The organism is Kribbella sp. NPDC026611 (assembly GCF_040638345.1).
Lineage (GTDB): Bacteria > Actinomycetota > Actinomycetes > Propionibacteriales > Kribbellaceae > Kribbella.
Genome location: NZ_JBEZYC010000002.1, coordinates 363,011 through 383,220, shown reverse-complemented (window position 1 = coordinate 383,220; position 20,210 = coordinate 363,011). Strand labels below are relative to the sequence as shown.

Genomic DNA, 20,210 nt, shown 5'->3' with positions numbered 1-20,210 from the left:
CGGTGGGTGGATGCAGGCTAATGATTCGCAGACGTTGGTGCTGGCCGTGTTGGCGGATGGGCCCAAGCACGGGTACGCGATCAACAGTGGGATCGAGGAGCTCACCGGTGAGCGGCTCGGAGCCGGGAGTCTGTACGGCGCGTTGTCGCGGCTCGAGGCGAAAGGGTTGATCGAGACGCTGGAGGAGCAGGGCCGGCAGCGGCCGGTGCAGATCACTCCGGCCGGACGCGAGGTGCTCGAGAAGGAGCTGCGCGCGATGGCGCGAGTGGCGAACGCGGGCCTGCAGAACCTCGGAGTACGCCTCACATGATCAGCGTCGGCAAGCTCCTGGTCGGTCTGTATCCGCAGCCCTTCCGGGAGCGCTGGGGGCACGAACTGGTCGCGGAGGTCGATCGCAGCGGCTGGCGCGGCGCTCCGAGGCTCGTCTGGGCGATTGCCGGAATGTGGCTGCACCCGGCGATCTGGCCCACCGACTCGATTCTCGAGCGCCGCCGTCGCGTCGCGGCGCTCGCCGTGGTCGTCACCGCCATGGGCTGGCTGACTGCTCACGCGGTTCTGGAGCTGACCGGTGCTGTTCCCCGGGCGCTGGCGCATTCGTGGATCCTCAACGCCTGTGACGGGACCACCTTTGCCGGATTCCTGCTCGCGGTGCCGGTTCCGCGGCCGCGTCGCCGGCAGTTCGTGGACCTGGTGGCGGTCGCATCGCGGCGGATCGCGATCCCGGTGCTCCTGGCGGTCGGCGTCGTACTCGCCGTGAACCGGTTCGTCGCTCCTGCGACGGAGCTCAGATCCGTCGTTGCCGGGGGTTGGTGGCTGGCGCTCATGCTGATCGCGGCGCAAGCGGTCCGGACGGTTGCCGACGTCAACCTGTCGGCCGTCTGGGTGCCTGGTCCGCGTCGGCTGGCGCTGGGACTGTGGATGGTGGCAGCCGGCCTGGGCGGGACCGGACTGACCATCCTGATGCCCACGATCGTCGGAAATGGCGACCGGGTGGCGGGCGCTGTCGGCGGGCTTGCGCTGCTCGCCCTGGCCGCCGCCGTCAACGGGACGGTCCGCGACCTGGGCGAGGTCCGGACTACCTGAGCGTCTCCGGGTACTTCGTGCGCAGTCCTTCCAGGCCCTGAACCGGTGCGTTCCGCGCGACGTGGTTCAGAAAGGCGGCGACGTAGTCGTCCTGCACGACCAGCGCGTGCTTGCCGTTGATGCTGCCGAGCCCGATGAGTCCGCGCACGGGCGGCCCGAGGAAGTACAGGCCGTAGTCGGTGAAGTTCAGGTGGTGCGCGCCGGCGACGGTGACCAGCCACCGTGGTCCAGTGCTTGCCTTGAGCAACTTCACGGCGGTGTCCCGTTCGCCGCCCGGATCCGTCGCCGCCGGGCCGCACGTCCCGGTGACGCAGGAGTCCTCCGACTCCATGATCAGGAAGGGCTTCTGCAGCCCGGAGTGGACGACCTGACCGAACTGCGTTCCGTCGAGGTCGACCGCACCGACGCAGCGACTGTCGGTCCGGCAGGCGTCCAGCGCCGACGCGCCACCGAACGAATGCCCGACGTACGCCACCTTCGCATCGATCTTGCCGTCGAACTGACCGGTCCGGCCGAGCGCGACGACCTGGTCGCCGACGAACCGGGCGTCGGTCGCCCACTCCGTCGCCAGCCGGTCTCCGGTCTGCTGTGCCGCACCGCTGTGACCGCCCAGGTCGGGCGGATTGCCCTGCGTGGTGCTGGTGACGGCCTGGCCGCCGAGCACGGTCAGATTCGCGCTGTACGTCGGTGTCACGCCCGCGACGACGAATCCCTCACTGGCAAGACTCTCCGCCAGCGCGCTGTACTGCGGTGCCGCGAAGCCCATGCCCGGTTCGAGGACCACGATCGGGAACCGTCCGTCGGCGACCGCCGCGCCGTCGACGGCGTGCACGCGAACCTTGCCGAAGCTGGTCTCGAACCACCGGAACGGCGGCCCGAAGGCCAGCTTCGACCACAGCCCCGGTGCGTACGGCAACCTCGATCCCTGGGCCTGCGCGGGAGCCGGATACCACAACCAGACCGCGAGCCGCCGCGGCCCACCGTGCGGGTCGAGCGGATCGGTCCGCCCGTTGTCGACCCACTCGAAACTCGTCCTCCCGACCTGGTACTTGCCGCTGAGCGCCGGCAGTTCCACCGGCCGGGAGCTGAGAACAGCCATCGCCGCCACGTACCAGCCGCACAACGCGATGAGACTGGTGAACACGACGACGATCCCGACCACCCAGCGACGTTTCTTCCTCGCTCTACTCATGCCCCGATAGTACACGCTGCGTAGTACGCGTCGCGTACCTGAAGACCACCCAGCGGAGGGCGCAGTACATGTAGATGCCCTCGCAGGCGCCGGCGATGATCCTGGCGAGGTGGTACTCGAGACCGAGCGCCCCGAGACCGGCGCCGAGGCCGAGGATCCAGACGAGATAGTTGACGACCACAACGACGACGTACACGCCGAACTGGCGACCGACAGGGGCGTGCGAGCGGAAGTTGAGTGCCCGGTTGAGGACGTACGACAGGCCGAACGCGGTCGCGTACGCGAGCGTGATCGACAGCCACAACGGCAGCCCTGCCACGGAACGGAGCACGGTCAGCAGCCCGAGATCCACGCCGAACGTGAACCCGTTGATGATCACGAACCCGACCAGATTCGCCGGCACCCTTCCGGGCAACCACCGAGCGATCGCGGCCGTCACCGCGGTGAACCGCGCCCCCAGATCCTGCTCAGCCAACCGGCGCCGCCGCGCGTACCGAGCCACGCCCACACGATAGCCAACCGCACCAAGGTCGCCGGCCGTTCGACCGGCCGGGTCAGGCCAGCGCCACGATGCGTTGCAGCATCGGGATGCTCGGGAACTTCTCCGAATCGATCTTCCGGGTCAGGATGCGGACGTACTCCGACACCTCGTCGGGCCGCAGCAGATCCTCGATCATGTCGAGCATCGTGGCCGACGGAAACGGATCGTCGTCGACCTTGCGCAGCAGCGTCCGCAGCACGATCAACCGGGCATCCAGCCTCTGCTCCGCCATCAGGAACCTCCCACCATTGCGACCTCAAACCCGGGTACCCCGCACCAGGCCCGCCAAACGATCCGGCACCGCCAAACGATGCCTGCGCCGCCACTCAGGTGGAGATCGAGAGGCCGTGGGCTCGCAGTACGTCGGCGAGTTTGCCTTGTTCGTGGGCATTGACCAGGCGGGCGGCCAGTTCGCGCAGCTTGAGGTTGTTGGTCTGCGAGCCGCGCTTGAGGACCTCGAACGCGACGTCGCTCTTCAGGTCGTACCGAAGCATCAGGATCCCGGCTGCCTGCCCGATCACCGTGCGCGTCTCCAGTGCGGTGTGCAGCTGGTCGATCAACGCACGGCTGTCGTGAAACAGCTGCGCGTTCTCGAAGGCAACCCCGGCGTGCAGCGCGAACAACAGCGCCAGGTCGTACGTCGCATCAGCGAACACCCCGGGTTTCGCCGCGAACAGCGCGAAGCCGGCGGGGTTCCTGTTCCGGGCTGGCAGCGGCAGCAGCAGGCAGCTCCGAAAGCCCTCACCGGCCATGGCGGCCGAGAAGGTCGGCCACCGGTCGTCGGTCGCGGTGTCGGCGATCTTGTGCGGCTCCCCGTGGACGAGCACGTCGCGCATCGGGCTGTCGGGCAGCATGAGCTCGGCGGCCAGCACCTCTGCTGTTTCGGCCGGCTCTGGTTCCCCTCGGCGGTGGCTGGCGGCGATCTCGGACGACTTCTGGCCGGCGACCACGATGATCGCCTGGTCGCAGTCCGGCACTGTCGCCACGAGCCGCCGGACGTACCTCGCCAGCGTCGCGTCGACGTCGTCGCCCTCGACCAGCCGCCCGATCTCGGCCAGTTCCTCGCTCAGCGCCATGATGTCCGTGTCCACCACAGCATCATGCTCCCGTACGCCGCTACGCGCTCCACGAGCCGCGGCAGCATAAAGGTGGGCACTCCCAGATCAGGGACGCGATCGCTCGAGAGGCCGCCGCCCCAGGGCCCTGGCGTTAAGAAAGTAGCGCCAGGACCCGCCTCAACATCTGTGCCCGGCCTGACCGTCCTGTTGATCCTGCTCAGGGGGTGGAGGAGCGGAGTTGGGCGATCAGGGTGTTGAGGGCGGTGTGCAGGGGGGCGGGGTCTCGGCGGACCTGGCTGAGGAGGAGGCCGCCTTGGACGGTGGCGAGGAGGGTGACGGCCAGGGCTTCGGGGTCGGCGTCGGGGGCCAGCTCGCCGCGGGCCTGCATCTGTTCGAGGCCTGAGCGGATCAGCTGTTCCCAGCGAGCGAAGGCGTTGGCGAGCTGGACTCTTGCCACCGGGTCGCTCTCGGCGAGGTCGCTGGCGAGGGAGCCGAGCGGGCAGCCGCCGACGCACTGGGCTTCGGTGAGGATGCCGACCATCAGGTCCCGCCAGCGGTTCAGGGCGTCGATCGTGTCGATCTGGTCGAGACCTTGGTGCTGCACGTCCAGCACGCGCCCGGTCTGGTGGTCGATCACGGCCGACACCAGAGCGTCCTTGCCCGGGAAGTAGTGGTACAGCTGCGACGGACTCACCCCGGCGGCCGCCTGGATGTCCTCGATGGTCGTCCGCGCGACCCCCTGCTCGAGCATCAGCTGCGACGCGGCCGCGACGATCCGGTCCCGCGTCGCCTGCCCCTTCTTGGTCAGCCGCTTGCCCGGTCCCGCCGTGACTGTCATATCCGCAGCCTACAGATTTTGGAGTTGATACTCCAAAATCATCCGCGAACTATTGGAGTACTTACTCCAACCAGTACCTGGGAGACGGATATGACGCAGGACTTCGCCGGCCGGACCGCGCTGGTCACCGGTGGCAACAGCGGCATCGGCCGCGCGGTCGCCGGACTGCTCGCCGACCGCGGCGCACGGGTCGTGATCAGCGGGCGCGACGCCGCCCGTGGGGACAAGGCGGTCGAGGAAATCCGCGCCGCCGGCGGTACGGCGGACTTCGTTCAGGCCGACCTGGCGGACCTCGACAGCGTGCGCTCGCTGGCCGCGCGGTCGATCGAGCTCGGCGGCGGGCACGTCGACGTACTGATCAACAACGCGGGCATCTTCCCGTTCGGCCCGACCGCCGAGGTGCCGGTCAGCGACTTCGACGAGGTGTACGCCGTCAACGTGCGCGCGCCGTTCTACCTCGTCGCGGAGCTGGCGCCGTTGATGGCGGCGCGCGGTCATGGCGCGATCGTGAACCTGACCACGATGGTGGCGTCGTTCGGTCTGGCCGGAATGGCGGCGTACGGATCGAGCAAGGCGGCGCTGCAGCTGCTGACCAAGGCCTGGGCAGCCGAGTTCGGACCGGCCGGCGTGCGGGTCAATGCGGTCAGCCCCGGGCCGACTCGGACCGAGGGTACGGCGGTGCTCGGTGAGAACCTCGACGGCTTGGCCGGCACCACTCCCTTGCAGCGGGTCGGCCGGCCGGACGAGGTTGCCGAGGGCATCGTGTTCCTGGCCTCCGACGCGGCGTCACTGATCCACGGCGCCGTCCTCCCGATCGATGGCGGCCGCCTGGCGGTCTGACCTCGAGGTGCGCCGGGCGTCCGGCCGGGCTCAGCGGGGGAGTCGGCGGGTGTCCACGAGTTGCTGGGCGACGTCGCGGAGTTTGGTGTTGGTGTCCTGGGAGTAGCGCTTGAGGATGGCGAACGCGCGGTCGCCGTCGACGTCAAAGCGTTCCATCAGGATGCCCATCGCCTGGCCGACCAGCTTCCGGGCGTCGACGGCGGCCGCCATGGTCGCCTCCCGGCGGGCGGTGCCGACGGCGACCGACGCGTGCCTGGCCAGGATGTGCGCGATCGCTTCGTCGTCGGCGCTGAAACCGTCCGGGCGCCGGCTGTACAGGCCGAGTACACCGACCGTGTGGCGGAGCGTGAGCGGTACGTCGAGGACGCTGCGGACGCCGAGGCTGCTGACCATGATCGACCACTCGGGCCAGCGCTGGTCGCAGGCCGTGTCCCGGATCAGGACCGGCGTACCCTCGCGCATGGCGGCCATCAGCGGGCCGTCCTGGCTGCCCAGTTGAAACTTGTAGATCTCGGCGACCACCGGGTCGGTGACGGCCGGGATCTCCGGCTGGCCGCCCCGGCTGTAGAGCGCGACGCCGGCGTGACTGCAGTCCAGTGCCTGCAGGGCGAACTGAACCACCGCCCCGATCGTCTCTTCCACGCCGACCGCGTCGTGCATCTCGACGGCCAGCTTCGCGAACATGTCAGCGCGCGTCGCGGCGCCCGGGTCCGGGGACGCCTCGTCGTGAGCACCACGCTGGTCGGCACGATCCATGCCGCCATGATGCCCCTCAGGAGCTGAGAAAACGCGCACGTCGGCGTGACTACTGTTGGTGCCCGAACGGTTGCGATCCGAACCGGCCGCTGGGCGGATCCGTGGGGCAGCGGCCGGCCGGTCCTCGATGGGTCAGCTCCACCAGTAGAAGTGGTACCCGCCGCCCTTGTAGTAGATCTTCGTGACGATGTAGTTCTTCACGAACGCGTAGTCGTACCACTGCTTGACACAGGCGCCGTAGTCGTACCCGCACGCGACCTCGCCTTCTCCTTGAACCGTTGTGGGCTGCGCGTACGCCGTCGTCGCCCCGCCGCCTACTGCGACGGCGAGCAGCGCGCCCGTTGCGATCATCCGCCTGATCGGTCTCATCGGCTCCACCTTCCGAACTCGTTTGCCTCGCGCAACATAGTCACGCTCTGTATATCGACCGGTACCCACTGCAATCACCTCAAACCCCCGGTGATACTGCGAATCGCGCTGGGTACCTGCCCGGCATGAAGCAGTGGCTTGCCGGCGTGGTGGTGGGCGCGACCGTGCTGACGGTCAGCGCGTGTGGCTCGAAGCTTCCCGCAGCGTCCTCGAGTGCGGCCGAGCGGTTCTACCGCGCGATCGAGCAGAAACAGGGTGCAGCGGCCTGTGACTTGCTCGCTCCGCAGACGGTGGTCGAGGTGGAGGAGTCGGCCCAGGCTCGCTGTCCCACGGCGATTCTTGGTGCGGACATTCCCGCTGGTGGCACGGTGGTCGAGCTGCGCCAGTACGGCACCGAGGCGCAGGCGCGGATGAGCGGCGACACTGCGTTCCTCGCCGAGTTCGACGACGGCTGGAAGGTTGTCGCGGCGGGCTGCACTCCGGACGGGCAATCGCCGTACGACTGCAAGGTCAAGGGGTGAGTCGATGCGGGTGATCTTCGTCGTCTACCTGGCAGTCATCGTCCTCGGCCTGGCGTACTTCCTCAGCCTGGGGTTGATGCAGCGATGACTCGGGCCCGGGGTTTCTTCCGCACCAACTCGCTCAGTCTCGTCTTCGGTGGGCTGTTCCTGGCCGCCTTGGTCGGACAGGCGTTCGCCGGTCTCGCGGAGTTCAACAACCAGCAGGTGGCCGACGGGCTGGCGACGGTGACGTTCGGCCGCTACATCACCTCGGCCGACTTCGCCGTCGACGTCACCGAGAACTGGCAGAGCGAGTACCTGCAGTTCCTGCTCTACATCGTTTTGACCGTCTGGCTGGTGCAGCGCGGCTCGCCGGAGTCCAAGCCCCTGGATCAGGCCGGGCGGGAGTCCGACGAGGATCAGAAGGTCGGCGCTCATGCCGGGCCCGACTCGCCGCGCTGGGCGAGGGTCGGCGGGTGGCGCACCAAGCTCTTCTCGTCGTCGTTGGGTCTGGTGATGGGCTCGGTGTTCCTGGCCTGCTGGTCGGTGCAGTCGGTGGCGGGCTGGTCGGCGTTCAACGAGGAGCAGTTGAGGCAGCTCCAGGATCCGGTGTCGTGGCTCTCGTACGTCGGCTCGGCCGACTTCTGGAGCCGCAGCCTGCAGAACTGGCAGTCCGAGTTTCTCGCCGTCGGATCGATGGCGGTGCTGAGCATCTACCTGCGCGAACGCGGCTCCCCGGAGAGCAAGCCGGTCGGCACCTCCCACAGCGCGACCGGCATCGAGGGTTGACCGCACGCTTTCGCAGGGGTGGCACACGGCGAGGTGCCCTTGATGGTCGGGCACCTCGCCGGACCTGTGCTCAGGAGTCGAGTTGCTTCTGGCTGCCGCTGATCGCGATCTTCCGTGGCTTGGCCTTCTCGGCGATCGGGATCCGCAGCGTCAGTACGCCGGCGTCGTAGCTCGCCTCGATCTGCTCAGTGTCGAGGGTGTCACCGAGGAAGAGCTGTCGCGAGAACACGCCGAGCGGCCGTTCGGCGACCTGCATCTCGACGTCGTCGGCGAGCTGCGGTGGGCGGCGTTCGGCCTTCACCGTCAGCACGTTGCGCTCGACGTCGAGCTCGATCGCGTCCGGCGCGACGCCGGGAAGATCGAACGCGACGACGTACTGCTCGCCCGAGCGGTACGCGTCCAAGGGCATCGGGTTCGGCTTCGTCCAGGTGCCCCGGCCGGCCGCGCTGCCGAGCAGCTGCTGGGCAAGCCCGTCGAGCTCACGGAACGGGTCGGTGCGCATCAACATCGTCGTACACCTCCTGAGTTCTGAACCTGTGGTGTCAACACGCACCACTGTTCTAGCATGTCATCGGATCGATGACAAGCTGGCCCGTCGTCAAATGGATGACGTTGGGAGCTGTCGGAGGACGTACAGGCTCCGCGCCGGACGCCAACCCAGGATGCCAGGCGAGACCCGGCCTTCCAGCTTGGCTGCACTCGGCCTGGCCGTGCGCTGCCCGACGCGAAGCGTTCAGGGTGAGCCTGGCCTCGGTACCCCCTGCAGGCCCCTCTATTCACCGGGAGGAACGAATTGGCTCGGTTCGGGGCGGGTACCTGGGGGCGGGTCGGTTGGCCTGCGGGTAGCTCTGGAAGTAGGACGGTGGCACCGTCGGCGCGCCGGCCGAACTGGGGGCCTTGCGATGGCCGGGGGCAGATCGTCCACGTTGTCCGAGGTGCTGGCCGGGATGGCGGCCGGGATGAGCAGCTGCGTCGACGAGGAGTCGGCGGCCTGGATAGCTGTGGCGCGCGCCGAGGAGGCGTTGCCGGGCTGGGCGGCCGCGGTGGCATTGGTACGCCGTCGGCGTCCGGTTCATGCTGCGTGCAATCCGTCGTTGCGTCCGATCGAGCAGTCGCAGCTCGAAGCCGGGCAGGGGCCGCTGATCGACGCGGCGGAGACGGGCCAGGTAGCGCAATGCGCGGATCTCGCGGTCAGCACGGCGTGGCCCGATTGGACGCCCGCCGCGTCTCGGTCGGGCTGGCGCAGCATCCTGTGCCTCCCGCTGCTGGGGCGCGGTGGACGGCGTACGGCGGCGGTCGTCACGTTCGCTCATCCGCGTCCCGATCAGCTCGATGACGGCACGAAGACCGTCGCCGAGCTGGTGGCGACGTACGCCGCGATCGGCCTGGAGACCGTGGGCAGGCTGGCCAACCTGACGGTGGCCGGCGACAGCCAAGCCTCCATCGGTCTGGCGATCGGCGTACTGATGGAGCGCTTCGAGCTGTCGGAGGCGCAGGCGTTCGCGGTCCTCCGCCGCTACTCACAGGACCGTCAAAGGAAGCTGCGCGAGGTCGCCACCGACCTGCTCAACACCGGACAGCTCCCGCCCGACTGATCCGGGCCCTCAGTCGGCTGTTTCTTCGGTGAAGAAGTCCGGCGGCGCCTGCAGGTCATGGGCGCGGAAGAGTACGGCGTGCTCGACGCCCATGGCCTTGCCGCTCATCGCGGTGAACATCGGGATGAGGTCCGCGGGGGCGGGGTGGCCAGGGAGCGCGGCCAGGTACGCCGCATGCGCCTCGAGCGAGGCGACGCCGCGGCGGAGCGGCTCGCCCGTGACGTCGACGCCGTGGGATGCGGAACCCGCGAGCCCCGGGACGATGTACCAGCGTGGCGAGTGCGGTTCGAGGTCCTCGTCGTCGATCTGCTCCGGGAAGACCCACCGGTTGCCGGCGTCGCGTACCGCGTCGAGCGTCGCCAGCCCGGCCGCGCGGTGGTCGGCCTGGTCGAAGCCGAACGGTGTCTCGACCTCGAATCCGGTGCCGAGTACGACGTCGGGCTTGAACCGGCGAATCTCCCGGCAGATGTCGCGGCGCAGGTCGAGGCCGTAGACGAGCACGCCGTCGGGATGCTCGAGCACGGTCAGGTGCTCGACGCCCACGACGGCACACGCGGCTTGCTGCTCGGCAACCCGCAGACGAGCCGTTTCCTCGGGCCGGTTCGGCATCCCCGCCTCGCCGCGGGTCAGGAGCAGATAACCGACCTCGATACCACGCGCGGTCCAGCGCGCCACGGCCGCGGACGCGCCGTACTCCATGTCGTCGGGATGCGCGACGACGCACAACACACGCTGAAACGATTCCTCAGGCAGGACAGGCAGACTCATGCCGGCCATCCTTCCACGAGGAGGGTCGCTACTCCCCGAACAGCATCTGGGCGTCGCCCTCGCGGATCTGACGGCGGAAGTACACGGGATCGGCGAACGTGCCCGGTACCTTGCCGAGGCCCTGGATCACCGTGGACGTGCCGTTCGCGTGGCCGAGCGCGTACGCGTAGGCGGACTTGGTGTCCTTGTCGATGCCGACCAGCATCGTGCCGTACTGCCCGCACTTCTCGGCCACCAGCGCGTCGAACGCCTGCCAGCTCGAACCGCGGACCTTCTTCACGATCGGCTTCATCGGTGAGGTGCGCGGGATCCGGATCGTGTAGAGCGCTCCGCTGCGGGTGTTGGCCAGGAACGTGTCGTAGGTCAGCGTCTGGCTGATCATCGCCATCGTCTTCACCGACGCGAACCCGGTCGCGGACTGCTTGTTCGCCCACTTCACCGGACTGTTGCCGTTGTTGTACTGCATCTCCCAACGGCTCAGGGTGCCGTTGGCACGCAGCTGGTACTGCGTGGTCAGGTTCGGTGGCTTCGGGTAGGCCCAGAACCGGGTCGTCTCGAAGAAGGTCGTGTCACCCCAGCCACCACCGACCAGGTACGTCGTCGGCCTGGTCCGGTCGACGTCTCCGTCCAGGGTCAGGTAGTAGGAGGTTGAGTACATGGAGGAGCCCAGCACCGTGTACCCGCCGATCCACGCGCCGTACCCGATGACGTCCGGATCCGCCTGCATCGAACCACTCACCCGCACCGCGCCGGGCGGGTAGACGCCGGTGTCCAACCGGTCCGTCGACGCGGCCCCGACGGTGACCAGCTTGCCCGCGTGATCACCCGCGGCGGTCACGGATCCGACATGGACGTAACAACCAGCCGACGCCTGCGCGGTGGCCGACGTCCCAGCACCCACTGCTTGCGCAGCCCCAGGGGTGATTCCCACTACCAGAAACGCGGCAACCGCCGCCTTGCTCAGCCGACCGAACATGCCCAGCCCCTCGGGTCGCAGTACGAACTACTTACCCCGATGCCGAACAAACCCCGAAAGTTGTAGACCACTTCCGCCGGGCGGCCCTCACAGGTTCGTCGGTGAGGGCGTTCCAGTCGTGGCCGGCTCGAGTGGGTCGGTGACACTGATTGAGGAGGGCGACGATGTCGTCGATCGAGGAGAACAAGGCTGTTGTCGGGCGTTGGTTCACGGAGTTTTGGGGGGCGGACTTCAACCCCAGCGTCATCGACGAGCTGGCTGCGCCGGACATCCGGTTCGAGTACTCGTTGCATGCGCCCTGCCGGGGGCGGGACGAGGTGCGGGCGTTTGCCACGAAGTTCCGGGCCGCGTTCCCGGACCTGGCGTTCGGAGGTACTGCGGACCTCATCGCCGAGGGCGACTACGTGGTCGGCCAGTGGATCGGTGGCGGGACGCAGACCGGTGAACCGTTCGACGACATGCCCATCGGCAAGCTCCCCGCGGCCACCGGCAAGACGATGCGCTTCACCGGCATCAGCATCCTCAAGGTCGAGAACGGCCTGATCACCGAGGAACTGGGCCTGGACGACGGCGTCACCGTCCTCCAGCAACTCGGCCTGATCACCGCGGCCTGACAACATGGCCTGTCGGACGCCCAGCTCGGGCGTCCGACAGGCAGCGTGTTCAGCGATCGCGAGGAACAGCCACGGGCTTCCGAAGGTCGCCTCGGCTGGCTGCGGCGTTGCCTGTGGAGAGCGCGCCGGAAAGGATGCCGAGCTTCTCCTCCGGACCTTCGGCGGCGAGAAAGCTCCGTGCGGCTTCTTGCTGGAGGACCAGCGCGAGCGAGACTGTCTTGCCCGTTCCTTCGGCCCATTCGGCCAGGTTCTCGGCCAGTTGAGCGACAGTCCCACGGATATCGACGACCGAGGGATCGGCGGTGGTGATCGAGGTGATCCGCAGGTCGGGGTCGAAGTCGAGGATGAGGGAGGTCCAGAGCTCACCGGCGGCCTCCACGCCGAGAATCGCAGTGGATCCGGGATCGACGTAGGCATGCACTGCGCCGACGAGCTCGTCGTACGTCGCCCCGAGTTTCCACTGCAGACCAAGGGTGGAGCGGGCTGAGCCGGGGTACGTGACGATCTCGTCGGCGAACGCGTCCAGGGTGGCGTACGTGTCGTGGACGTAGGTGTCGAGGTCGTCGTCGATCGACCACGCGTTCTGGACCGTCGCGAAGTAGCAGTCGACCGCATTGCGTTCCATGACGACGACGAAGTCGACCAGACCACGGTTGGCGGCGTACAGCTCCCGTGCGAGCACGTGCGGGTCGGTCACGACATCGACGCGCCCGTTGACCGCCGCGCCGGCCGTATGCCGAAACTTCACGACCTTCCCGTGGTCGTGGATGACGACGAGCCTGCGGGCTGCTTTGGCCGACCGGAGCAGCAGGGCCTGGGCGTTGCGCCACTGGTCGACGTCGATGTCGGCCATCAGGACGTTCTCATGCAGCATGGGGGCTCCTCAGGCGGTGAAGACGCACCGGTAGACGTGGATGGAGTACGGCGGGAGCCGGTTGGCGATGGTCCGTCCGTTGGGGGCGAGGTCGCGGCCGGCCCAGATTTCGCGGACGGTGTGGACGGCGGCGCCGATCTCGATCGCGGCGTCGATCGGTTCGGCGGTGGGGTTGGCTACGAACACGACCTTGGTCTTGGGATCCCCGATGGTGTCGTGGACGGTGACGTCGAGCCGCGGGTCGTTGGCGGTCATGATCTGCAGGCCTGACTGCCGGCACACCTCGGCCACCGCTGCGGGTACGGCGTCCAGCGTCGGCACCAGCACGATGCGCCCGGATCCGACGCGGGTTGTCCCGGCTCCGTCCACCGCGTCGCGAAGTACGGTGCAGGGCCGCATCGTGCTGTCCAGCGTCGGCGTCTTGGGCCCGATCACCAGCGTCCCGCCGGCATCGGCGTACCGGACCAGCGCCGCCTGGAGCCCGGCGTCGAGGTAGTCGAGTGTCGTCAGCACAAGCACCTTGTGATTCCGCCACCGCTTTGTCGACAGCGCGGTGTCGGACAGCAAGTAGCCGACACCCGAGCTGCTCCAGGCGTCCGCGAACGCCGTAAACCACGATGATTTGGCGAGCTGCACCGGCTCGTCGAACCCGAGTGGGTCCTCGCTGATCGTCAGCGGTCCGGCGTACTCGGAGAAACCCGAGGGCGTCTCCAGGAAGTCGCCCGGGAACGAGACCAGAACGGAGGCGGCCTCGAGCCGGTCGTACTCGCGGTTGGCGAGCAGCAGCACGTCCTCCCGCCGGCGCAGGTTGGCGAAGTCGCCCGCGTCGAGCATCGCGTTGACGTTGCGGAACATCGCAACCTTCTCCGGTCGTTCCCGGCCGTCGCGCCGGATCGGTGAGTCCAGCCAGCGATCCCGCTCGACCAGCATGTAGCGCGAGAACCCCCGGATGCCGTGCATCAGCGCTGCCTTCGTGACGAACTCCTCGTCGCGCAGATCGCCCGGATCGAGGTACCACGGCCAGACACCGGCGATGAATTCGGGGATGTAAGGGAACCTGCTGGTGCCGACGACGTACGACGCGATCGTCTTGACGTGCGCGTACAGCTCTTTGCGGGAGTAGATGTCGAACCCGACGAAATCGAGCTCCTCCTCGAGCGCAGCCAGGTTGTACGGCGCGGTGAATCCGGACACCGCGCCGCCCGGCCCGAGCGGATGCGGATAGTTGTGGAACAAGGCGATCCCGCCCAGCCCACGTTCGCGCATCATTCCGGCCAGCCGCGCCATCGAGTCGATGAGGTACCGCTCCCGGTACTCCGCCCAGTCCGCGTACCACGGGATGTCCTGCCTGCTGGTGGCGTCGAACCGTCGGGGTGGCTCGACGTCGTCCAGGGTGGAGTGCCTGGTGGAGTAGGCCGTGTCGATGCCGGCGAGATCGCCGTACTTGTCGAGCAGGAAGCGCTGGTAGCCCGCGATGGATGCGTCGGAGTAGTCGGCGGCGTAGGCGTTCACGCCGAAGAAGTACGCCATCTCGTTGTCCACCTGGGCCGCGACGATGCCGCCGTGCGGGTAAGCGTGTTTGGTGAGGATGGCGCAAATCGCGTCGTACCAGAGCGCAGTCTCGGCGAAGAACTCCTCGCTCGCGTAGCTGAGCGCCGGGATCGGTTTCGGGACCTGGGTGAGCACGACCTTCGATCCCATCGCGCTGCACGCATGCAGCCGCTCGTCGGCGAGGATGCGTCGCGGGTAGCCGAAGTAGGTGAGCTCGGAGTTGATCTGTGGACCGGGACGAACGACGATCCGGAATCCCTTGGCCTCGCACAGGGTCAGGAAGGCGTCGATGTCGTTGGCAGGGTCGACCTGTCCGAAGTCGAACCGGCCGCGCTCGAGCTCGTGTACCTCCCAGGGGATGTAGATCGAGATCATCGTGAAGCCCATCCGGCGGACCGCGTCGAGCACGGAGTCCCAGCGTTCCGGGTCGAGCCGCCAGTAGTGGACGGCGCCGCCGTACAGTGCTGCCGTCTCGCCGTGCAGGGTGAGCGCGCCGTCGGTCAGCGCGATGGGACGGTATACCTCGGCAGAAGCAGACAAGGCTGCTCCCTTCTGTGCGCAGAGTTGGGGTGGGGGTCTACTTCTTCCGGGCCAGGGCGACGGCAGCGATGATGATCACGCCGCGGATGACCTGCTGCTGGCTGGAGTCGAGCCCGGCCAGGATGAGTCCGTTGTTGACGATGCCGATGAGCAGTGCGCCGAAGAGCGTTCCGACCACCGTGCCGCGGCCGCCGAACAGGCTGGTGCCGCCGAGGATCACCGCGGCGATGGCGGACAGTTCGTCGCCGGCGCCCCATTGGAAGCGGCCCGATTGCAGTCGTCCGGCGTACAGCATGCCGCCGATGGACGCGACGGTCGCGGAGATGAGCAGCACCTGGAACTTGATCCGCCGGGTGTTGATCCCGGTGAAGTCCGCGGCGGTCCGGCTGCCACCGGTGGCGAGCACCTGCCGGCCGAACCTGGTGCGGTTCAGCACCACGGCGCCGAGCAGGACGAAGACCGCCATCCAGACCAGCAGTCCGGGCACGGGTCCGAAGTCACCGCCGCCGAAGGCGAGGTTGAACGTGTCGTTCAGGATGGGCTGTGGCGCTGACGACGTGATCCATTGGGCGACTCCGGCCGCAATGCCCAGCATCCCGAGCGTCACCAGGAACGAGGGGATGCCGAGCAGGCTGACCAAGCCGCCGTTCACGGTACCGACCACGAGGCCGACCGCCAGGCCCGCGGCGATGCCCGCGAACAGGCCGTAGTGGGCGATGGCCATCGCGGAACAGACGCTGGCGAGCCCGGCGACCGAGCCGACGCTGAGGTCGATCTCGGCGCAGGCGATCACGTAGGTCATCCCGACAGCGATCACCGTGATCGTGGCGGTCTGCCGGAAGATGTTGAGCAGGTTGTTGCTGCTCAGGAATCCGTCGTTGCCGAGCAGTACGGCGAACAGGACGAAGATCGCGACGAAGGCGATGTAGATGACGTACCGCCGCCAGTCGAGACCGGCCAGCCCGCGGACGAGCTCCGCCGTACTGCGACCCGGCGCGTCGGACCGGACTGGTTCGCTTGCCTGTGAGTTCATGGGCGAAGTCCTTGGACGGAGAGTTGCAGGAAGTCCTCGTCGGGGATCGCGTCGCGGTCGAGTTCCTCCGCGACCGTGCCGTCGCGGAGCACCAGCACGCGGTCGCTGACCGCGAGCAGCTCGGGGAACTCCGAGGAGATGACGATGACCGCGCCGCCCTTGCCCGCGAGCTGCCGGATGATCGTGACGATCTCGGCCTTGGTGCCGACGTCCACTCCAGCGGTCGGTTCGTCCATGATCAGCACCTCGGGCTGCGTGCCGAGCCACTTCGCGATGACGACCTTCTGCTGGTTGCCGCCGGACAGCCGCCGGACCGGTTGATCGGGTCCGCTCGTCTTGATGGCGAAACGGTCGATCAGTGTCCTGCTGAGGCGGCGCGCGGCCCGGGGGTCCAGCAGCGGTCCACGCCGGAGCTCGGCGAGCTGTGGGAGCAGCAGGTTGTCGGCCACCGAGTGTTCGAGCACGAGGCCCTGCTCGCGGCGGTCCTCCGGAATCAGCGCGATCCCGGCGGACTGGGCGTCGCGCGGACTGCGCAGCTCGATGCGCCGGCCGTGCATCCGGACCTCGCCGGCATCGAGACGGTCGATGCCGAACAGGCACCGGGCCAGCTCGGAGCGGCCGCTGCCCATCAGCCCGGCGATGCCGAGGATCTCCCCGGCGCGCAGCGGGAACGACACGCCGCGCACCCGCGGTCCGGCCGAGAGGTTGATTGCCTCCAGCAACACTTCGCCGCCGGTGGACGTACGCGGTTGGTAGCTGAGCACGCCGTCGTCCGGACGGCCGACGATGCCCTGGACGATCTCGGCCGGGGTCACGTCGTCGAGCCGGCGGGTGAACAGGGTGCGCCCATCCCGCAGGACCGTGATCCGGTCGGCGATGCGGTAGATCTCGTCCATCCGGTGCGAGATGTAGATGATCGAGATTCCGCGGGCCCGGAGCCGGCGGATCAGCGCGAACAGGGCGTCGACCTCGGCCCGGGCAAGACTCGCGGTCGGCTCGTCGAGGATCAGGACCCGGGCGTCCTGGGCGACCGCCTTGGCGATCTCCGCGAGCTGCCAGTACGCCGTCGGCAGGTCGGCGACCGTGGCGTTGACGTCGACCTCGACCTCCAGCTCGGCGAACACCCGGCGGGCTCGCTCGCGCGAGTCGCGGTCGTTGATCAGGCCGATCCCGTTCCTGGTCTCGGAGCTGAGGAAGAGGTTCTGGGCGACCGTGAGGCTCGGGACCAGGCTGAACTCCTGGAAGACCATGCCGATGCCCGCGGCCTTGGCGTCCTGGACCGAGGCGAGCGTGACCGGCGTACCGGCGACCAGGATCTCGCCGGCGTCCTTGGCATACACACCCTGGAGGATCTTCATCAGCGTCGACTTGCCGGCCCCGTTGCCTCCGGCAAGGGCATGGACCTCGCCCGCGGCGACCTCGAAGTCCGCCCCGACCAGGACGGGTACGCCGTCGAAGCTCTTGCGGATACCCCGCAGCTCCACGATCGGACTCACTGCTTGTACGCCTTCCGCAGCTCGTCGGGCGCGGGGGAGTGGTACACCTGCTGCCACGCGTCGAGGACGTTCGCGTGCGTCACGGGCAGCGCGCTGAGGGCGACGTACGGCGGGGCGGTCTTGCCCAGCAGGGCACCGGCCGCGAGTTTCGCTTCGGTCACGCCTTGATCGAACGGTCGCTGGGCCCCGAGGCCGACGATCAATTGATCTTTGGCCAGCGCGATCGCGACGTTCTTGCCCAGGTCCTGGGTCGCGATCTTCAGGTCGGTACGGCCTGCCGCCCGGGCCGCGGCCATGATGCCCTCGGCGGGCACGTCCCAGACTCCCCAGATGCCGGCCAGGTCTGCGTGCTTGCTGAGCATCGCGTTCGCGGCGGCTTGGGCGTCGCCCGCGAAGTCGGGTCCGGCGATGCCCTTCGACTCGACGATCTGTACGTCGGGATAGTCCTGCTGGATCGTGGTGCGGAAAGCGTCGTACCGCTGTTTGGTGACGAAGAAGTCTGCCTCGTGGTAGACGACGCCGATCTTGCCCTTGCCGCCGAGTGCCTTCGCCAGCAGGTGCGCGGACACGACACCGTTGCCGTAGTTGTCCGCCGAGACGACGCTGACGTAGTCCTTGCCGGCCGTCATTCCCTGCGGGACGTTGTCCATGAAGACGAGCTTCGCGCCGGTCGCCGCGGCCTTCCGGTACGCGCCGGCCGTGGCGACCGGGTCGGTCGGGATCGAGACGATGATGTTCGGCTTCTTGGTCAGCACGGTTTCGAGATCGGAGACCTGCTTGTCCGGTTTGAAGTTGGCGTCGGTGGTCGCGACGACCCGGACGCCGAGCTTGCCGAACTCGTCCCTCAGGCCGGCGATCTGGGCGTTCGCCCAGTCGTTGCCGCCGTAGTGCATGACGATCGCCGCGGTCGCCCCCAGCGCCTTGACCTTCGTGACCTCGGCGTCGGACAGGTCGGCCTTCGTGGCGGTGGCGGGTTCCTCACCGTGCGGACCCTTGCTCAAGACCTTGCCCTCGAGCGCGGCCAGGGCCTGGTCGGCCTTCGACGAGACGCCTGGATCCGCGGCGGCCGAGCCACTCGAACTCGGCGTACAGGCTGCCAGCACGAGGACGGCCGCCAGTCCCGCGGCCGTGACGATGCCGGATATCGGTCGGTGCGACATCACCAACTCCTTCGGTCGATGCGATGGGCGCCTGGGACGACGGACAGGCGTCCGGGTGCTGTCGTCTGACCGCGAGTGTGAACGTTCGCCTTGGGTGGGTCAAGAGTCCAGGCGAACGTTCGCCTAAGTTAACCGCTTAGGCGGTCCTCCAGGGTGAGCTGACGTCAGCGTGCTGGGGCGGTGGACTGCCGGACCACCAGCTGCGGGACCGCGGGCGTGACGTCGACCGGGGTACCGCGGACGAGGCCGAGCAGGATCTCCATGCACCGCTCCCCGACGACGCCGAACGACTGCCGGACCGTCGTCAGCGGCGGGAAGGTCTGAGGCGCGAACTCGTTGTCGTCGAAGCCCACGATCGAGATGTCCCGCGGTACCGAGACCCCGGCCTCGTAGAGCGCCCGCATGAACCCGAGCGCCATCAGGTCCGAGGCGACGAAGACGGCCGACGGCAGCCCTTCCGCGAGCAGTTTGCGGCCGATGTCGTAGGCGCTGTCACCGGTCCAGCGGCCGTACTGCACCGCGGGCGCGGGAAGGTTCGCGGCGGCCAGCTCGGACTGCCAGCCGCGGAGCCGGACCTGCCCGTCCAGCCAGTCCTGGCTGCCGGCCAGGTGGACGATCTCGCGGTGCCCGAGGTCGATCAGGTGCCGGGTCGCCAGCCGCGCGCCGAGCTCCTGGTCCTCGAAGAACACCGTGAACTTGTCGTGACTGGTCTCCCCGGGCGCCAGCAGCACGACCGGCACCGTCACCGGTACCGCGCGGACCACGTCGGCGATCGGCATCCGCGGCGCGATCACGACGATCCCCTCGACCGCCCGCTTGGAGAACTCGTGGAACGCCTGGATCGCGTCGTCCGGGCTGGGGTTGCTCATCGTCGTGACGAACGCGTTGTACCCCGCGTCCCGGGCCGCCTTCTCGACCGCGGCGAGCGTGCTGACCGGGCCGTACCGCGGCGAACCGTCGGCGATCACCCCGATCGTCATCGACCGCTGCATCACCAGGGCCCGGGCGTTGTCGTTGCGCCGGTAGCCGAGCTCGGCCGCCACCTCGAGCACCCGCTGCCGCGTCGACTCCGCCACCCGGGACCCACCGTTCAGCACCCGCGACACCGTCTGGAACGAAACCCCTGCCTCCCGCGCCACATCCTTCACCGACGGTCGCCGTACCCCACTCGCACTCATCCTCGGCTCCCTGCACGGTCGTCACGTCATCTCTGCCCGCTTCCGGCGGCAGAGATGACGTTACCCCGTCACGGCAGCCGAACCCGGCGACCGCTGGCCGATGATGAGCAGGTTGCCGTCGGGGTCCTGGGCGCGGGCTTCGCGTTCGCCCCAGGGCTGGTCGGCCGGTTCCTGCAGGATCGGTAGGCCGGTCCGGCGGATGCGGTCGATGGCGGCGTCGCAGTCGTCGGCGTACAGCCAGAGGGAGATCGCGGCGGTGCCGTCGGCTGGTTTGAAGTCCGGGTCGTGCCCTAGGCCGAGCGCGGCCTGCCCGAAGCGAAGGCTGACGTACGCCGGCGGGCCCTCGGGCGGGAACTGGTAGACCAGCTCTCCGCCGAGGACCTCGGTGTAGAAGGTCAGCAGGCGCGGCAGGTCAGCGCTGACGACGATCGGGAAGACGCTGTCGATGATCACGGCGTG

General features: G+C 68.4%; 24 protein-coding genes. 7 read left to right on the top strand and 17 right to left on the bottom strand.

Annotated elements, in window-relative coordinates:
- The first annotated feature begins 10 nt into the window (after positions 1-10).
- Together AB0E69_RS07960 and AB0E69_RS07955 are read left to right on the top strand one after the other, a co-directional pair.
- Complete coding sequence (locus AB0E69_RS07960; protein WP_360141457.1) at positions 11-310, top strand: PadR family transcriptional regulator; 300 nt, start codon at positions 11-13, stop codon at positions 308-310.
- Positions 307-1,083, top strand: coding sequence for a hypothetical protein (locus tag AB0E69_RS07955; RefSeq protein ID WP_360141454.1), 777 nt, complete (start codon positions 307-309; stop codon positions 1,081-1,083). The genes AB0E69_RS07960 and AB0E69_RS07955 overlap by 4 nt, the downstream gene beginning before the upstream one ends.
- Here AB0E69_RS07955 and AB0E69_RS07950 read toward each other — a convergent pair.
- The 5 genes from AB0E69_RS07950 to AB0E69_RS07930 all read right to left on the bottom strand — a co-directional run bounded on the left by AB0E69_RS07950 (position 1,076) and on the right by AB0E69_RS07930 (position 4,712).
- Positions 1,076-2,275 carry a hypothetical protein gene (locus tag AB0E69_RS07950; protein WP_360141451.1) on the bottom strand — a complete coding sequence of 400 codons (1,200 nt, stop codon included), beginning with the start codon at positions 2,273-2,275 and terminating at the stop codon, positions 1,076-1,078. The two genes, AB0E69_RS07955 and AB0E69_RS07950, sit on opposite strands and share 8 nt — an antisense overlap.
- Positions 2,268-2,777: a GtrA family protein gene (locus AB0E69_RS07945; protein ID WP_360141448.1), complete on the bottom strand. Its 510-nt coding sequence runs from the start codon at positions 2,775-2,777 to the stop codon at positions 2,268-2,270. The genes AB0E69_RS07950 and AB0E69_RS07945 overlap by 8 nt, the downstream gene beginning before the upstream one ends.
- A gap of 52 nt (positions 2,778-2,829) precedes the next feature.
- Positions 2,830-3,048, bottom strand: a complete 219-nt coding sequence (locus AB0E69_RS07940; RefSeq protein WP_360141445.1) for a hypothetical protein — start codon at positions 3,046-3,048, stop codon at positions 2,830-2,832.
- Between the two features lie 94 nt (positions 3,049-3,142).
- The gene (locus tag AB0E69_RS07935) at positions 3,143-3,907 is read right to left on the bottom strand and encodes a GAF and ANTAR domain-containing protein (RefSeq protein WP_360141442.1); all 765 of its coding nucleotides are present in this window, start codon (positions 3,905-3,907) and stop codon (positions 3,143-3,145) included.
- A gap of 184 nt (positions 3,908-4,091) precedes the next feature.
- Positions 4,092-4,712, bottom strand: coding sequence for a TetR/AcrR family transcriptional regulator (locus tag AB0E69_RS07930; protein ID WP_360141439.1), 621 nt, complete (start codon positions 4,710-4,712; stop codon positions 4,092-4,094).
- Positions 4,713-4,802: 90 nt separating this feature from the next.
- Between AB0E69_RS07930 and AB0E69_RS07925 the strand changes: the two genes are divergently transcribed.
- Positions 4,803-5,552 carry an SDR family oxidoreductase gene (locus tag AB0E69_RS07925; protein WP_360141436.1) on the top strand — a complete coding sequence of 250 codons (750 nt, stop codon included), beginning with the start codon at positions 4,803-4,805 and terminating at the stop codon, positions 5,550-5,552.
- A gap of 30 nt (positions 5,553-5,582) precedes the next feature.
- On the opposite strand, the gene AB0E69_RS07920 is transcribed toward AB0E69_RS07925, so the two are convergent.
- Both AB0E69_RS07920 and AB0E69_RS07915 read right to left on the bottom strand, forming a co-directional pair.
- Positions 5,583-6,236: a GAF and ANTAR domain-containing protein gene (locus AB0E69_RS07920; protein WP_360143002.1), complete on the bottom strand. Its 654-nt coding sequence runs from the start codon at positions 6,234-6,236 to the stop codon at positions 5,583-5,585.
- A gap of 204 nt (positions 6,237-6,440) precedes the next feature.
- Positions 6,441-6,677, bottom strand: coding sequence for a hypothetical protein (locus AB0E69_RS07915; protein WP_360141433.1), 237 nt, complete (start codon positions 6,675-6,677; stop codon positions 6,441-6,443).
- Between the two features lie 125 nt (positions 6,678-6,802).
- On the opposite strand from AB0E69_RS07915, the gene AB0E69_RS07910 reads away from it, so the two are divergent.
- Positions 6,803-7,198 carry a hypothetical protein gene (locus AB0E69_RS07910; protein ID WP_360141430.1) on the top strand — a complete coding sequence of 132 codons (396 nt, stop codon included), beginning with the start codon at positions 6,803-6,805 and terminating at the stop codon, positions 7,196-7,198.
- Between the two features lie 84 nt (positions 7,199-7,282).
- Complete coding sequence (locus AB0E69_RS07905; protein WP_360141427.1) at positions 7,283-7,966, top strand: DUF6766 family protein; 684 nt, start codon at positions 7,283-7,285, stop codon at positions 7,964-7,966.
- Between the two features lie 70 nt (positions 7,967-8,036).
- Here the strand turns inward: AB0E69_RS07905 and AB0E69_RS07900 are convergent, their stop codons facing one another.
- Positions 8,037-8,474: an Hsp20/alpha crystallin family protein gene (locus AB0E69_RS07900; RefSeq protein ID WP_360141424.1), complete on the bottom strand. Its 438-nt coding sequence runs from the start codon at positions 8,472-8,474 to the stop codon at positions 8,037-8,039.
- 394 nt (positions 8,475-8,868) lie between these two features.
- On the opposite strand from AB0E69_RS07900, the gene AB0E69_RS07895 reads away from it, so the two are divergent.
- Positions 8,869-9,561: a GAF and ANTAR domain-containing protein gene (locus AB0E69_RS07895; protein WP_360141421.1), complete on the top strand. Its 693-nt coding sequence runs from the start codon at positions 8,869-8,871 to the stop codon at positions 9,559-9,561.
- A 9-nt stretch (positions 9,562-9,570) separates the two neighbouring features.
- Here AB0E69_RS07895 and AB0E69_RS07890 read toward each other — a convergent pair whose 3' ends face one another.
- Together AB0E69_RS07890 and AB0E69_RS07885 are read right to left on the bottom strand one after the other, a co-directional pair.
- Entirely contained in the window at positions 9,571-10,329 is a 759-nt protein-coding gene (locus AB0E69_RS07890) for a PIG-L deacetylase family protein (RefSeq protein ID WP_360141418.1), read from the bottom strand.
- Positions 10,330-10,357: 28 nt separating this feature from the next.
- Positions 10,358-11,305 carry a hypothetical protein gene (locus AB0E69_RS07885; RefSeq protein ID WP_360141415.1) on the bottom strand — a complete coding sequence of 316 codons (948 nt, stop codon included), beginning with the start codon at positions 11,303-11,305 and terminating at the stop codon, positions 10,358-10,360.
- Positions 11,306-11,469: 164 nt separating this feature from the next.
- Between AB0E69_RS07885 and AB0E69_RS07880 the strand changes: the two genes are divergently transcribed.
- Positions 11,470-11,919 (top strand): ester cyclase, encoded by a 450-nt coding sequence (locus AB0E69_RS07880; protein WP_360141412.1) that lies wholly within the window; start codon positions 11,470-11,472, stop codon positions 11,917-11,919.
- A 49-nt stretch (positions 11,920-11,968) separates the two neighbouring features.
- Here the strand turns inward: AB0E69_RS07880 and AB0E69_RS07875 are convergent, their stop codons facing one another.
- The 7 genes from AB0E69_RS07875 to AB0E69_RS07845 all read right to left on the bottom strand — a co-directional run bounded on the left by AB0E69_RS07875 (position 11,969) and on the right by AB0E69_RS07845 (position 20,204).
- Positions 11,969-12,793: a hypothetical protein gene (locus tag AB0E69_RS07875; RefSeq protein WP_360141409.1), complete on the bottom strand. Its 825-nt coding sequence runs from the start codon at positions 12,791-12,793 to the stop codon at positions 11,969-11,971.
- Between the two features lie 9 nt (positions 12,794-12,802).
- On the bottom strand, positions 12,803-14,884 hold the full coding sequence (locus AB0E69_RS07870; RefSeq protein WP_360141406.1) for a beta-galactosidase: 2,082 nt from the start codon (positions 14,882-14,884) through the stop codon (positions 12,803-12,805).
- A gap of 37 nt (positions 14,885-14,921) precedes the next feature.
- The gene (locus tag AB0E69_RS07865) at positions 14,922-15,917 is read right to left on the bottom strand and encodes an ABC transporter permease (protein WP_360141403.1); all 996 of its coding nucleotides are present in this window, start codon (positions 15,915-15,917) and stop codon (positions 14,922-14,924) included.
- Positions 15,914-17,413: a sugar ABC transporter ATP-binding protein gene (locus AB0E69_RS07860; RefSeq protein WP_360141400.1), complete on the bottom strand. Its 1,500-nt coding sequence runs from the start codon at positions 17,411-17,413 to the stop codon at positions 15,914-15,916. Before AB0E69_RS07860 ends, AB0E69_RS07865 begins: the two co-directional genes overlap by 4 nt.
- Positions 17,410-18,573, bottom strand: a complete 1,164-nt coding sequence (locus AB0E69_RS07855) for a substrate-binding domain-containing protein (RefSeq protein ID WP_360141397.1) — start codon at positions 18,571-18,573, stop codon at positions 17,410-17,412. The genes AB0E69_RS07860 and AB0E69_RS07855 overlap by 4 nt, the downstream gene beginning before the upstream one ends.
- A gap of 164 nt (positions 18,574-18,737) precedes the next feature.
- A complete protein-coding gene (locus tag AB0E69_RS07850) occupies positions 18,738-19,751 on the bottom strand; it encodes a LacI family DNA-binding transcriptional regulator (protein ID WP_360141394.1) in 1,014 nt (337 codons plus the stop codon).
- 60 nt (positions 19,752-19,811) lie between these two features.
- Complete coding sequence (locus AB0E69_RS07845; RefSeq protein ID WP_360141391.1) at positions 19,812-20,204, bottom strand: VOC family protein; 393 nt, start codon at positions 20,202-20,204, stop codon at positions 19,812-19,814.
- Between the last annotated feature and the right edge of the window lie 6 nt (positions 20,205-20,210).